8 protein-coding genes are annotated in these 15,596 nt (G+C 46.5%); 4 read left to right on the top strand and 4 right to left on the bottom strand.

The window, feature by feature from the left end; translation table 11 throughout:
- Positions 1–25: 25 nt before the first annotated feature.
- A complete protein-coding gene (locus tag BG260_RS13025) occupies positions 26–3,271 on the bottom strand; it encodes an amidohydrolase family protein (protein WP_069133395.1) in 3,246 nt (1,081 codons plus the stop codon).
- Positions 3,272–3,667: 396 nt separating this feature from the next.
- Here BG260_RS13025 and BG260_RS13020 point away from each other — a divergent pair, with 396 nt between their 5' ends.
- Positions 3,668–4,984, top strand: coding sequence for a tetratricopeptide repeat protein (locus tag BG260_RS13020; RefSeq protein ID WP_069133394.1), 1,317 nt, complete (start codon positions 3,668–3,670; stop codon positions 4,982–4,984).
- Positions 4,985–5,177: 193 nt separating this feature from the next.
- Complete coding sequence (locus BG260_RS13015; protein ID WP_069133393.1) at positions 5,178–6,293, top strand: carboxypeptidase-like regulatory domain-containing protein; 1,116 nt, start codon at positions 5,178–5,180, stop codon at positions 6,291–6,293.
- Between the two features lie 28 nt (positions 6,294–6,321).
- Here BG260_RS13015 and BG260_RS13010 read toward each other — a convergent pair whose 3' ends face one another.
- A complete protein-coding gene (locus tag BG260_RS13010; protein WP_069133392.1) occupies positions 6,322–6,870 on the bottom strand; it encodes a collagen-like protein in 549 nt (182 codons plus the stop codon).
- 584 nt (positions 6,871–7,454) lie between these two features.
- Between BG260_RS13010 and BG260_RS13005 the strand changes: the two genes are divergently transcribed.
- The gene (locus BG260_RS13005) at positions 7,455–9,908 is read left to right on the top strand and encodes a zinc-dependent metalloprotease (RefSeq protein WP_069133391.1); all 2,454 of its coding nucleotides are present in this window, start codon (positions 7,455–7,457) and stop codon (positions 9,906–9,908) included.
- Between the two features lie 420 nt (positions 9,909–10,328).
- The gene (locus BG260_RS13000; RefSeq protein ID WP_069133390.1) at positions 10,329–11,420 is read left to right on the top strand and encodes an IS110 family RNA-guided transposase; all 1,092 of its coding nucleotides are present in this window, start codon (positions 10,329–10,331) and stop codon (positions 11,418–11,420) included.
- A gap of 127 nt (positions 11,421–11,547) precedes the next feature.
- Here the strand turns inward: BG260_RS13000 and pruA are convergent, their stop codons facing one another.
- Positions 11,548–13,179 (bottom strand): L-glutamate gamma-semialdehyde dehydrogenase, encoded by a 1,632-nt coding sequence (pruA, locus tag BG260_RS12995; RefSeq protein ID WP_069133389.1) that lies wholly within the window; start codon positions 13,177–13,179, stop codon positions 11,548–11,550.
- A gap of 355 nt (positions 13,180–13,534) precedes the next feature.
- Positions 13,535–15,481 carry a glucosamine-6-phosphate deaminase gene (gene nagB / locus BG260_RS12990; RefSeq protein WP_069133388.1) on the bottom strand — a complete coding sequence of 649 codons (1,947 nt, stop codon included), beginning with the start codon at positions 15,479–15,481 and terminating at the stop codon, positions 13,535–13,537.
- Positions 15,482–15,596 lie beyond the last annotated feature (115 nt).

Here is a 15,596-nt window from a genome sequence, read left to right as displayed (position 1 = left end):
TTTTAGTTTTTAATAAGAATAGTGATTAATGCCCGTGACCATTACTGTTTCCACCGGTGATGGCATGCCAGTCGAACTGCTCGCTGTAGCCTTCCTGTTCCCACCAGAAGGGCAGACGCTCCCGCTCACGGTTGCCAATTTCATTCATGGTTTTGGAATCATACAGACGGCCGTTGATCATGGTATTCACTACAAACTCGGTATCGTAAATATCCTCCAGCGGATTTCCGTCAATCACAATCAGGTCGGCCAGCTTTCCGGGTTCCAGTGAACCGATGTGGTCTCCCATCCCAATGTAGTTGGCTCCGTTAATGGTTGCTACTTTCAGCGCATCATGATTACTCATACCGCCCTGGGTAAACATCCAGGTCTCCCAATGTGCGGCAAGTCCCTGAAGCTGTCCGTGTGCTCCTATATTCACGGTAATTCCTCGATCATGAAGCTCTTTTGCCGCCGCGGCAACCTGCATGTGGCCAATCTCGTACTCCTCTTCCGGAACCATGGTTCGGTGGCGTGACCGGGAGTCAACCATTCCTCTTGGTGTAAAGGTCAGCAGATGCTCCTTCTCCCAAACATTCGTGTGCTGATACCAATAGTACTCCCCGTTCATGCCGCCGTAATTTACAACCAGTGTTGGCGTGTACCCTACGTTCGATTCACCCCAGAGGGTGAGCACATCATTGTAGAGCGGAGCAATCGGCACGTTGTGTTCGATGCCGGTGTGTCCGTCCAGAATCATGCTCATGTTGTGGGTAAAGGTTGAGCCGCCTTCTGGCACCACGTTGACGCCCAGTTCACGGGCCGCTTCCAGTACCTGCTGCCGCTGATCACGTCTTGGCTGGTTGTAGCTTTTCACGGATGTGGCACCGAATGCCTGTGTTCTGCGAATGGCTGAACGGGCATCCTCCAGATTGTTGATGACCGTTTTTTGAACATTCTCAGCACCGTACAAAATTCGTCCGGTAGAGAAAATTCTCGGGCCAATCATATTTCCGGATCGAACCATCTCTGCCTGAGAAAAGATCATCTCTGTGTTGGAGGATGGATCATGAGCAGTAGTTACACCGTAAGCCAGGTTCGCAAAATATTCCCACTGCTGATTCGGGCTCAATCCGCTTCGGAAATTTCCGATGTGCGCGTGTGCATCCACCAGTCCCGGCATGATGGTTTTGCCTTCCACATCCATCACATAAGCTCCGCGCGGAATAGACACATCACCGGCAGCCCCAACGGCTTCAATTCGATTTTCGCGAACCACGATGGTTCCGTTTTCGATCACCTCATCACCGTTCATTGTAATGATGTGTGCGTTTGTGAGTGCGATCACTCCGGAAGGCTTATCGGTTTCGAGCTCCAGGCCGATACTGATCGCACTGTTTTCACCGAGTGGAAGCTCCTCATTTGTTTCCCCATTCAAAAAATCAAATGCGTCATTCAGGCCTACGGTGTAGAACTGTTCACCGAGAGTCCAACGCAATTCATCACTGTCGGCCGACCAGTGAAGGTTGTACCCGGCGTCACGCGCCACGTGGGTTACCGGAATGGCTCGGGTATTTGAACTCAGTGTTATTTCTGATCCAACTTTTGGCATTGGCGCGATATAGACTTTATAGAGTTCGGTAAAGGCGATCCATTTATTGTCGGGACTTGGTGTATAATCGATGGCGTATTCAGATCGGAAATGCTGGCGATCGTCCTGGCCATTCAGATCCATGCTTCGGAAACTGGTGTAAGCCTGGTAGAAAATACGGTCGCCGGAAGCATTGAATTTAGGATTACTGCCCCGCTCTGAAATCAGTTTCATCTCTCCGCCATTAACCGGCATTGTAAAAATTCCTGTGTTTTGGGTATAAGCGTGTCCCTGATGATTATTCCCGCTGTCACGGCGGAAGAGCAAGGTCTGTCCGTCGGGAGAGAAAGATGGGGTTCTGTAAATTCCTTTTTCGGTGGTAACCGTTTCCGGACGAGCATTTCTGCGATCCAGTCGAAGAGTCTTGATTTTCCCAAGTTCTTCGTCAGTCCACGTTACATAGGCCAGCATGTTTCCGTTCGGAGAGAAAGCAGGCTCAAACTCCAGGTTTCCCTCTTCAGTCAATCGTTCCGGTGTTCCGTTCGGCAGATCTTTTTTCCATAAGTAACCTGCAGCGTTGAATACCAGTGTGCTTCCATCAGGCGATGTTACGGCATGTCGGATCGCTTTTGCCCGGAACGTATCAGGGGCAGGATCAAACTCAAAATGGACAACATCCGCCAGCTGATGATTCAGTTCAGCGATGAATGGAATTTCTTCTGCCTCAAGGGTTTCGGTGTTCAGTTTGTGAATTTTACCCATGGCCCAGAATACCAGGTGATTTCCATCCGGTGTCCAGCTGATGTTGGTGTAGGGGCCAAAAATCGCCCAGGCCTGCTGCTGATCAAAACTCAGCTCATCATAAACGGGCTTTTCAATTCCGGTTTCCAGGTCGCGAATGTAGAGAACCGATTTTGTACGAACTCTTTTTACGAAAGCGAGTTTCTTACCATCGGGAGAAACCGTTGGTGAAATCGCTCCGCCGGGTCCGCCTGTTATTCGGTCGATCTCTCCGGTTTCGCGGTCGTACCGGTTGATGACATAGATCTGGCTGTTAGCATCACGGTTATACTGAAACATTCCTCCGGGGTAAACATCCTGGCTGTAGTAGACATATCGCCCGTCAGGAGAAACGTTTGGCTGACCCAGATCCTGTTGATCATTCATTCGCTCAACCAACTGAATTCCGGAACCTCCTGTGATATGATACATCCAGAGTTCTCCTGCTCCGAGTGATCGTCCCGAGGTGAAGTGCTTCCGTGCAACAATATAATCTCCATCGGGAGACCATGAGGCATTATTCAATAGCCTGAAACTTTCGCTGGTAATCTGTTTGGCATCCGAGCCGTCGCGGTTCATTACCCAGATGTTATCTCCGCCACCGGCATCGCTGGTGAATGAGATTTTGGATCCGTCGGGGCTGAATCTAGGCTGAATTTCATAGGCAAGACCCTCACGCAAAACGGTGGCCTCACCGCCTTCAATTGGCATGATATAGATATCTCCGAGCAGGTCAAAGACAATTTCGGTTCCATCCGGACTCACATCTACATTCATCCAGGTTCCTTCATCAGTTTCAAAGCTGATTTCTGTATAATCGGCACGATGTTGGGTTACATCCCATTTATCGTCGTCGTTGTCTTGTGCTGTTGCACTGAACGTCAACAACAGGGTAGAAAAGAATAATAGCAATCGTTTCATGATGGCTCTGTTTGGTTAAAAAATAGTCTGTCTGATGTTAATAAAAGTTGAGGAGAAACGCGGGAGGGATTTGTAATTACTTATTAACAGATAACCATCCGGATGTAACGGTCGGGTTTGTTAATATCCCGAGTTTATTTCTTTTCAGACTGAACCCGGAAAAAATATGAAGAAGATTGGATTCAGTCTGTGTTGCGGAACAAGTTGTTTCAATTCGACTTTAAAAGAGTAAATCAATGCTTTAAATCTCTAAATCGGCTAAAAAATTGAATTTTAATTTGAAATTGACTCGCTGTTGGGTCATATTCACGGTTTAGAAAATTATCAGGCAATGAACTTTTGCTCTGTTCGTTCCTGTTTTGGCTTAAGAGCATTATTAACCAACAAGTACCAACTATGAGATCACTAATAATCACACTCGCATTGTTAATTGCAGGTTCTTCTGCTGCAATTGCTCAGCAAGAACCTCCAAACGGCATGAGTGAACTGCAGGCTTACGCTGTATTCATGGATGCATATAAAGGAGATGACTACGAAATGGCCATCAACTTTGGTGCATGGATGATTGAAGCGAAACCGAAAACCATTGAAGGCTACGACAGTTTTAACCTTCTGCGTCAGTTCGACCGTATGATTAAAGTGTATGAGGGTGCAGCTAATAACGAGAGTGACCCGTCAGCAAAAAAAGAGTATATGGAGAAGGCAATCCATGTATTCGATGAAGTTTTTGAAACGTTTGATGAGATCGATGAATTTGACTGGTACAGAAAACTGGGGCGATTTTACCATACCAATAATGCCGCTCTGAATGTACGGACACCGGAAATTGCTGAGCAGTATATGAAGGCGTATGAGGCAGATCCCCAGCGATTTGTTGAAGACAGTGATGGATACTATGCAGGATTTGTACTCAATAGTTTAGCTTCGCAGGGTGAGCGCGAGAAGGCTTTTGAAATAATTGATGAGATAGAAGGTTACGCTCCGGCCGGTTTGCAGGGAACAATCTCAGAAGTCCGAGAAAAACTGTTTGACGGTCCTGAAGAGAGAATAGAATTTTACGAGTCTCAAATTGCAGACGCTGACGAATCTGAAAAGATTGAACTCTACACAAGTCTCATAGATCTGTACGAGGAGACCAATCAGATCGAGGAAGCCGCCGATGCTGCATTGAAACTGTTTGAACTTGATTCATCATTTACAAACTCCAGAAAAGTAGCAAATCTCTATCTGGATGAGGGTGAATACAGGGAAGCCATTCAGTATCTGGAAACAGCTCTTGAACGTGCTGAGTCGAATGACCAGAAGAAAGAACTGACTCTTCAGCTTGCCGAGACACATCAGCAGCTTGAGCAGTTTAGACAAGCTCGTGATTACGCACGTCAGGCAATTGATCTGGATGCTGATTACGGGGAAGCGTACGTGAGAATGTCTTCAATTTATGCAGCCACTATCTCTAACTGTACGGGAGGAAGTACTCTTGACAGGGAAGACAGAACTGTTTACTGGCTGGTTGTTGATTATCTGAATAAAGCAAAAGAGGCAGATTCATCCCTTGCTTCCAATGCAAACAACAGAATCAGCTCCTATGAAGGAGCGATGCCATCATCTGAAGATAAATTCTTCCAGGGATGGGAAACAGGCGACAGTTTTAATATCGACGAAAGCGTAGGTGAGTGCTATGCCTGGATCGATGAAACAACGACTGTGAAGTAACTCCTTATTACATTTCATTCTAAAGAAAAGCATTCCGGTGAAAGTCGGGATGCTTTTTTTGTTTCTTCACTTCAATCAGATCGATTTTTTACCGGATTAAAGAACCTTATAGGGTAGAAAATTGTAATAGAAAAAGCGTGTTATTTGTTTTTATATACGCTTTTATTTCAAAGTCTTTTGCAATTTTTGATCAATGGCTGGTTCGAATAGATATTTCAACGGCAGATCTTGGCAACTTTTTATGCTTGCCGGAGTGATTTATACACTCACCCCGCCAGTTGAATTGATTGACCGACAAAATGATACTCAAATCTTTGGGATTGTGACAGACGGATTGACGGGTGAGCCACTTGAAAGCGTAAATGTTTATCTAACCTACACAACCTTTGGTGATGCTACAGACTCTAATGGGTTATACTCCTTTACAACAAATTTAAGCGGGCAATTTGAACTTGTTTACAGCCCTGTGGGGTATGATGCAAAAAGGTATGTTGTTTTGCTTGGTGGAAGCGAAAATGAGATCCGTATGGATGTAGAGATGGTTAAACATTCTCTTACACTGGATGAAATCGAAGTAGAGGCAGACAACTCAGAGTGGCTTCAAAATTATGAGCTGTTCGAACAGGAGTTTTTAGGGCAGACACCCAACTCTGCAGCCGCAGAAATTAAGAATCGATGGGTGCTGAACTTCGAAAGAACCGATACGAATGAGTTAATTGCATTTGCAGAAGATCCTATTCAGATATCAAACCGGGCATTGGGCTATGAACTAACAGCAGACCTGAACGAGTTTACCTGGGATCTCAGAAACAGATCGGGGTTCTACAGAGTAAAAGTATGGTTTGAGGAGAAAGAGCCATCCGGTGAAGAGGAGTATCAGATGTGGCAGAGGAATAGAGCTCAGGTGTACCGAGGATCCTTCCGTCACTTCCTGAAAAGCTTGTATGACGATCAGCTCTTCAGGAACAGGTTCGAAATAGTTTGGCAGGATACAGACCAGAGAGCAAGAATTCAGCAGCTAAGTGAAGAAGAGATGAGAGATGCACTTGAATTGCGAAATCTGGACCTCGATTTAATTTCACAAGGCGTTAAAGGATTTATACTACGTGAGAGCGTTGATGTGCTTATCGGCGGGCGGTCGATTCGAAGTGATACAAGAAATCGGGCCAGACTCATTCCCATGAAAGACGACCATATTTTCTTTGTAACTCCGGATGGAAACCTTGCTGATCTCATGTCACTTGCTACTGCAGGGCACTGGTCGGTAATGCGAATGGCTGATATGGTGCCAATCGATTACCGGCCGTAGCCCTGCATTCTGCCTGATCAAATCCGGATTATTGGTTACCGATATCTTTTACTTTAAATCCGAGCATTGCCTCAAGATCGGAGAATGTTTTTGCACTATTTAACTGCATAGTTTTCTGTTGGTTTAAAAAGCCTGCAGGAACGTGTACAGCTCGAATCAATAATCCTCTGTACTCATCTGCTGCTCCAAGATTGTAGTTGGCTTGCTGGAAAAAACGAAGATCTACAAACGTAAAATCAAAATCGAGAAGCACGGTTCCATTGCTGTTAAACTCAGTCAGAGGCAGTTGTCGCCACACTTCCAGATCGTCCTCTTCGATGTAATCCTCAAACACGTATGCAAGCATCACGTCAGATTCAAATACCTCGATCTCAGCAGGAATATCCTGGAAAAATTCAAACCCATTGGATTGAAGAAGATCGGCTTCAAATTCAAAAGAGGTTGGGATAACTTCCGGTCCGGCGGGTCCCTGAGGCCCCCGGGGTCCTTCTGGTCCTACAGGTCCGCGCTCGCCACATCCTGATAGTATTAAAAACATTGCAATGGCGGTGATAAAAAATTTGATAAGCTTTTTCATGGCAAGAGAGTTTACAGGTTCGGTTGTTTGTCTATGTTTTAAACGCTTTGAAGAGGTATGGGTTGCTGTAAATTTTTAAGTATTAAACCCATAATAATCAGGTATTAAAGGTTTAATTATGGAATCACATATTCATGTTAGATGAATCTATATCTGTGCGTGAAAAGATGACTTGTGCCTACGGCACTTTAGTAGTTTACGCCTGCTGATAACACCACAATGAATTGTGGGGTTATAGTATTGGCCGTGCCGAATGGCACTCAAGGATAAGTCTGTAGCAATGCATTGGTGAGGGAGCCATCTACTGACAGATAGTGATGCATGAAAAGAGGCTTATTGTGAGCACATTAGTTGAAGAGTTATCCAAATCCAAATGCCGTTAGGCATGGAGGAATATTGTATCCACAGAATTTATTCTGTTGGTTAAGAAGAGTAAAGTCCCCAAAAAAGTGCCTTAGGCACGGTCCATGTCGGTTTGTGAGGAAGAGGAGATAAGGGGTGGTAAAAATTTGCAATCTCTTTGCGTATAAACTCAGTTCTCACTATTTAGAAAGTCGATTATTCAACCAAACACATCAACTTCTATGACTCCACAACCTACGTTTAAAGAAATTCTCATATACTTATTTCTGATTCTCTTTATGGGTATAGCCTGTCAAACAACAGGACAAACCACAAATTCGGAGAGCTCATCGCCATCTTCCCAATCCATCCCAACGGGAGCCGAAAGTGATGACGGACTCTTCACTGTTCATCAATCCGGCGATAAAATCTTCTTCGAAATACCCAATGATATTTTAGGCCGTGATATGGCCATCATGAGCCGAATCGCCAAAACCGCCGAAGGGCTGGGCTGGGGCGGCGATCGTCTGGCAGGCCAACAGCTTGTGCAGTGGGAGAGAAGAGGGGATAAAATCCTTCTGCGAGGCGTATCCTACAGCAATACTGCTGATGAAAATTTGTCTATCTACCGAGCGGTTCAAAACTCTAACTTTCCGCCCATTATTGAATCCTTCGATATTCTTGAGAACCGGGATGGCTCGGTGGTGATTGATGTAAGTGACCTCTATCTAAAAGACTCCAAAATCTTTGGTCTGCAGAACCGACACCGTCAACAGTACGCCGTTCGCAGTCTCGATCGTAATCGATCATTTATGGAGTTTGTAAAGAGCTTTCCGGAGAATATTGAGGTACGAGCGGTTTTAACCTACAATGCGGATAATCCTCCGTCACAGCAGAGAACGGGGTCTATTTCACTTGAGGTGAATCACAGTATGATTCTGTTGCCCGAGGAGCCGATGCGTCCTCGATTATATGATGAGCGCGTGGCGATGATCAGCGTTGCGCAAACCGATTACGGGGATGAGGCACAGTTCAGCAAGACCAAACGTTTCGTCACCCGTTTCCGCCTAGAACCGGTAGATGAAGAAGCGTATTTGCGAGGTGAACTGGTGGAACCGAAAGATCCGATTGTGTTTTATATCGATCCGGCCACACCTGAGCAATGGCGCCCGTATTTTAAGGAGGGAATTGAAGAGTGGAATGTTGCGTTTGAAGCAGCCGGTTTTAAAAACGCTATCCGGGCTGAGATGGCTCCGGTTGATGATCCCGATTTCAGTATGCTGGATGCTCGCTATTCGGTAATTCGCTACGTTTCGAGTCCGGTTCACTCGGCCAATGCCGGCCCGGATGTGATCGACCCGCGATCGGGAGAAACGATCCGTGCTCACATGAATATGTATCACAATGTTCAAAAACGGCTTCATTGGTGGTCGCTCAGTCAGACCGGTCCCCGAAATCCTGAAGTGCAGCAGCCACACCTTTCCACAGAAGAGATGGGCAACTATCTGAGATATGTAGTATCTCACGAACTGGCCCATGCTTTGGGGTATCCTCATAACCAGCGTGGGAATACAGCTTACTCAATTGAAGATTTACGCGATCCGGAGTTTACGAATGAAAAAGGAAATTCATCATCGGTTGTGGGCAGAACGCGTTTTAACTACGTAGCTCAGCCCGAAGACGGGGATGTTCGCGTTCACAGAAGTGTTGGAGAGTACGATGTCTGGGCGATAAAATGGGCATACTCATATCTCCCTCAATTTAACACACCTGAAGAGGAAAGAGATCTCCTGAATGAATGGGTGCTGGAACGAGCGGATGATCCCGCCATGCAGTTCGGCTATGGCCGCGGCGATTTTGATCCAACCCAGACCACAGAGTCCATTGGTGATGACTGGGTGCGTGCGAGTGAATTGGGAATGCGAAACCTTCATCGCGTGATTCCAAACCTGCTCGACTGGATGGGCGAAGAGGGTGAAACCTACGATGAGGTTCGCATGCGCTACATGCAGATGTTTGTGCATTGGGGGCGTATGACCGAGCGGGTGATAGCTGCGATAGGAGGTTCACGAGAGGAGCATAAACGATATGGCCAGCTCGGGCCGATCTATACGGATATCTCAAAAGAGGATCAGAAGCGGTCGATGGACTTTCTGGATGAGCATCTCTTTGCAACACCGGAGTGGCTGCTGGATCAGGACTTGCTCAGAACATTTGAGTACGTGGGCACGGTTGAGCGGATTCGCTGGTACCAGGTGACCGGCCTGAACGCACTGCTTTCACCCCACCGTATGGAGCGTTTGGTAGAGCAGCATGCCATGAACGGAGATGATGCCTATGGCCCTGCCGAGATGCTGGATGATCTGCGTCAAAGCATCTGGAAAGAACTGGATGGCAGCGACCGGGTAGATACTTACCGCCGAAACCTGCAACGGGCCTACCTGGATAGAATGGAGTACTTGTTGAAGGAAGCGTCAGCTGAAGCGGGGAACCCACCGGCAGATTACCGCCCCGATATTGGAATGGAGAATCTCAGAACAGATTTTCATATTCAACAGTCGGATATTCGTCCGTTGGTTTTGGAACAGCTCCGTGAGCTGAAATCGGAAGTTGAAAATGCCTTGAGAAGTGCTGACGAAAGATATACCAGATCTCACCTTGAGTATGTGGTGAAACGCATTAATGACGTGATTTAATTTATGTGCAGATATAAAAAAACCTGTCAGGTCTTGGAGACCTGACAGGTTTAAAGTGATAGTAATTATTAATTCTGCGACACTCAGCGATACATCTGCGCTACTCTGCGAGAACCAATAAAATTTATAGTCAAAAAAAGACGCTCATATGTTTGACAATGTAATCAAATGATGATAGAATCAGGATTCATTTTACTGGTATGGAGCCGGTCTGGTACCTTCCGCACGACGCTAAACACCAGTGTATTCTGGATGTATTCTGTCAGGTATATCCAGACCGGTTTTCCTGTCGTTGACCTTCAACAGTACCTATTGAGTTGTCTTTCAAGATTTGATTGTGACAATATCATCGATTCATGAGCCATATGCGTGCGCCAGGATTTTATTCCAGTAACGAACCCTAACATATTATACCTAGCTATGATTTACAGTCTCGGTGTGGATATATCCAAAGTTGACTTCAGCGCATGCCTGCAAAGCTATCAGCTGGACAGCCAATCTTATCAGGTCATCTCCCGCAAAACTTTCAAAAACAAACCCTCCGGTTTTAAAGCTTGCATGAGTTGGCTGGCCCGACATACCCGTAACAAGCCAGCACCGGTTCGTCTGACCATGGAAGCCACCGGGGTGTACTATGAGGCGTTTGCTCTGTATGTTCGTGAACACCACGGGCACATCCACTTGTCTGTGGTTCTGCCCAGTCAATCAAAACGATATATTGAATCACGGGGACTGCGCAGTAAAACCGATAAGATTGACGCTTATGGGCTGGCTTTGATGGGCGCTGAGCGAAAGCTGGACGCCTGGAAGGGAATCGATCCGTTCTGGCGAACACTTCGGGTCTATACCCGTACGCGGGCTGACCTGCTGGAGCAACGCACGCAGCTGCGTAATCAGCTTCACGCCCTTGATCACAGTGGTATGGACATCCTCAAAGCCGAACAGGCCTTGCGCGAGTGCATTCAAACCATTAACGACCAAATTGACGAGCTGACCAAACTCATCGAACAACAGCTGCGATCACGCAACGATTTGCGTACCCAAATTGGGTGTCTGCGCAGTATTCCCGGCATTGGCACACTGAGCATTGCCTGCATTCTGGCCGAAACCAACGGGTTTGCTGCGTTCAGCAAGATCTCTCAGCTGATCAGCTTTAGCGGTTATGATGTGAAGATAAAAGAATCGGGCAGGTGGGCCGGCAAGCCTAAACTATCCAAACAGGGATCCAAGCATATTCGCCGGGCGATGTACATGCCGGCCACAGCGATTACACGAAGAAACGAGGGACCGATTGTTGAGTTTTATCACAGGCTGCTGGCCACTCACAACATAAAAATGAAGGCTCATGTAGCGGTTCAGAAAAAGCTATTGACCTACATGTACATTTTGTGGAACAGAAACGAACATTTTGATCCGGATATCATCCGAAAACAGCGAAAAGAGCACCAAAAAAAGGTAGCCCCACCCGAAAGTGAGGCTACAGTAGATACATCATTGGTATTGAGCCAATAATGCTCTTTAAATCAAAAAATACAGAATACTATTGATTTTTAACACAGTACCTGACAGGTTCACGAAAAATCACATGAACGCTGTCAGGTCTTTTTTCAATTTTGCCTTTTGCCCTATCACTTTTTACCTACTCTTCACCCATGTAAGGGTAGGTCCAGTCGAGCGGAGCCTGGTAGGTCTCTTTCATGGATCTCATGGAGAGCCACTTGTAGAGATTCACCATACTTCCCGCTTTGTCGTTGGTACCTGACCGTCGGGCACCGCCAAATGGCTGCTGATTCACAACCGCGGCTGTCGGTTTATCATTGATATAGAAGTTACCGGCTGCTTGACGCAACTTGTCGGCCATGATATTTAATGCGTAACGATCTTTCGCCCAGATGGCACCGGTTAATCCATACGGAGAGGTTTGATCACACAGCTCAAGAGTCTCCTCGAACCTTTCATCCTTGTAGACATAAATGGTCAGAACCGGACCAAAGATCTCTTCCTGCATCGTTTTAAACTTCGGATTGGTAGTCAGGATGATGGTTGGCTGGATGAAATATCCTTTGCTGTCATCATACTCACCGCCGGCTATGATTTCTGCATCATCAGCCTCTTTTGCAAAGTCGATGTATCCGGAGATCTTATCAAATGCCTTGCGGCTGATGACGGCTCCCATAAAGTTGGAGAAATCTTCCACATCGCCCACTTTAATCTTCTTCACTTCAGCAAGCAGTTTCTCTCTGTACTCCGGCCAAAATGATTGCGGTACATACATCCGGGAAGCAGCCGAGCACTTCTGTCCCTGGTACTCAAATGCGCCACGTATGGCTGCAATAACCAGGCGGTCTACATCTGCAGTGTTGTGGGCAAAGATAAAATCCTTACCGCCGGTTTCACCCACAATGCGCGGGTAGGTTTTGTACTTATCCACGTTGTTGCCGATCGTTTTCCAGAGGTGATTGAACGTTGCTTCTGATCCGGTGAAGTGGAGACCGGAGAGGTTCTCATTTGCCAGAACCGGATCACCTACATCGGCGCCTTCACCCGGCAGGAACTGAATCACGCCATCGGGCAGACCCGCTTCCTGGAGAACTTTCATCACATAGTAGCTGGAGTAAACTGATTCAACCGAAGGTTTCCAAATCGCCACATTACCACACATGGCCGGTGCGGATGGCAGGTTCCCGGCTATCGCGGTGAAGTTGAATGGGGATACCGCAAATACAAACCCTTCCAGCGGACGATACTCAACTTTGTTCCACATGCCATCAGGTGAGTATGGCTGATCTTTATAAATTTTGGTCAGATACCACGCATTGAAACGGAGGAAATCGGCCAGTTCGCCCACCGCCTCAATTTCTGATTGCTGTGGCGTTTTTGATTGCGCCAGCATGGTGGTGGCATTCATGGTAAAACGCTCCGGTCCGGTAATGATATCGGCAGCGCGCTGAAAAATAGCTACGCGTTCCTGCCACGGCATATCGGCCCATTTTTTACGGGCTTCAAGTGCTCCCTCAATGGCCATTTTTACCTCTTTTTCACCACATAGATGAACGGTTCCCAACTTGTGAGAGTGGTTGTGGGGCATCGTCACATCCTGTGTCCGGTCGGTTTTTACCTCTTTACCATTGATAATCGCCGGGATCTCAATCTCTTCTTGTTTCAGTTCTTTAAGTCGTTCTTTGAGTACTTTTCTTTCAGCTGAACCCGGTGCGTACTGCAAATACGGTTCATTTATGGGTTCCTGAAAGTTGAAAAATGCATTCGCCATTTTTTAGCTCCTTTTATGTTTTGATTTAAATATTCTTTCGTGTCAAATATCCGGCTTTTTATGATCAATCGCAGGAGGATATCAGGTTCCGGTTTTCTATTCTATTCTATAAATAAATGTGAGTTCGATAAAAAACCTTTGATTTTAGTAATCAATATATTCCCCTTTTCTTCACTGAGGAGATTCAAGGTGGTTTAAACAAACAAGTGAGTAAATTTCTCAACTTGCAGCCATCCATTAAGAGAGATAACCACCCCTATCCCCTCCTTGCGAAGGAGGGGAGACTTTTTTACTGCTTCTTATGTTAAGCTCAACATAAAAATAACAAATGATCATTAAGAGATCATTCAGTCAATTATTCATCCAGGAATTGATATCGTACAAATCCCTCGATGGCTTCATACTCCGCCAGTCCCAGATCATCGTAGATTTTTGCGGTTTCCCTGTTGCGATCTTCCGAACGCTGCCAGAACTCCCGTGTGTCTGTACCGGGGAACAGAGGCCGATCTTTTTGAGACTGATGTTTGAAAATGGCCCGGCGCTTTCGTTTCAGCTCAATTGGACTCAGCGGAACAGCCATCTCTATTTCGTTTACATCCCACTCCTGCCACGCACCACGATACATCCACACAAAGCAATCCTCAATCCAGTCATCCTCTTTACAAATCTCAAGTGCTTCAAACACAGCTTTAAGACAGACTCTGTGAGTGCCGTGCGGATCGGACAGGTCCCCGGCCACATACACCTGGTGAGGTTTGATTTTTCGCAGCAGTTCAACCGTCAAGTCGATGTCCTTCTGCCCAAGCGGTTTTTTCTTCACACGCCCGGTTTCATAAAACGGCATGTTCATAAAGTGCATATTCTCATCGGGCACGCCGCAGTAGCGTCCGGCCGCCTTCGCCTCACCTTTTCGGATGAGCCCTTTAATGATCTTGATTTCAGGGGAGTCCACTTCGCCGGGCTTCTTCTGTTTTAAAAAGTCATTGATTTTATTCAGAAGGGCGTCCGCTTTTTCATCTTTCATCCCGAAAATGTCCGCGTAGTCGGTTACAAAGTCGGCAAATCGAACAGCCTCATCATCAAAAACAGCAATATTACCGGATGTCTGATAGGCGATATGCACATCGTGACCGTGATCTACCAGCCGGATCAGAGTGCCTCCCATCGAAATTACATCATCATCTGGGTGGGGACTAAAGATCAGGCAGCGTTTCGGGAATGGCTCGGCCCGCTCGGGTCGATATTTATCATCTTCATTCGGTTTACCTCCCGGCCACCCGGTAATTGTGTGCTGAAGCTCGTTAAATACCTTGATGTTGATATTGTAAGCGGGACCTTTTTGAGTAATTAGGTCGGCCATCCCGTGTTCATTGTAATCCTCGTCGGTCAGTTTAAGAACCGGTTTGTCGAGTTTTCGGCACAGCCATACGACGGCTTTACGAATCAATTTATCATCCCACTCACATTTAGAAAGCACCCAGGGTGTCTTGAATCGGGTTAGCTGCTCGGCTGAAGCTTCATCCAAAATCACTGCAGCGTTGGGATGTTCCTGAAGATAGGTGGCAGGAACTGTTTCTGTAATATTACCTTCCACAGCCTCCCGAATGATGGGTGCTTTCCCTTCGCCCCAGGCCATCAGAAAAATTCGATCTGCTGTTAAAATGGTGCCGACTCCCATAGTAATGGCCCGGCGCGGAACATACTCTTCTCCGAAAAAACTGCTGGCAGCATCCGTTCGGGTTACTTTATCGAGGGTAATCAGCCGGGATTTGGAATCCCTTCGCGAACCGGGTTCATTGAACCCGATATGTCCGGTTTTTCCAATTCCCAGTAACTGGATGTCGATACCACCTGCATCCTGAATCTTCTTCTCATATTCATTACAAAATTTTTCTACCTCTTCCTCCTGCAATGTGCCGTCGGGGATGTGAATCTGATTTGCCGGAATATCTACATGATCGAAAAGGTGTTCGTGCATGAACCGAACGTAACTCTGAAGAGAGTCGGGCTGCATCGGGAAGTATTCATCCAGGTTAAATGTGATGACATTTTGAAAGCTCAAGTTCTCTTTTCGGTGCAGTCGAACCAGCTCTTCATAGACTTTTACCGGGGTAGAGCCGGTGGCAAGCCCTAATACACACTGTTCACCTTTGGTTGCTTTATTCCGAATAGTGTGGGCAATTTCCCGGGCAACGGCAACAGACGCCGATTGGCTGTCCTCAAATATTGCAGTGGGAATCTTTTCCAAAAGGGTGAGCCGTTCATCGGCAGTATTCAGTTGTTCCGATATAATTGATTTCATAAATCAGAGGAGAGATTGAAATTTGTAATAACATTGAGCAGTAGAATATAGTGATTATTTATGCGCTCTTCAGATGGGGCGGGTTAATGAATTGTAAAATCCGGGACTCAAATCC

The organism is Rhodohalobacter halophilus (assembly GCF_001715195.1).
Taxonomy (GTDB): domain Bacteria; phylum Bacteroidota; class Rhodothermia; order Balneolales; family Balneolaceae; genus Rhodohalobacter; species Rhodohalobacter halophilus.
Note: the sequence above shows the minus strand (reverse complement) of the source record. Positions and strands in the feature narration are given on the sequence as shown.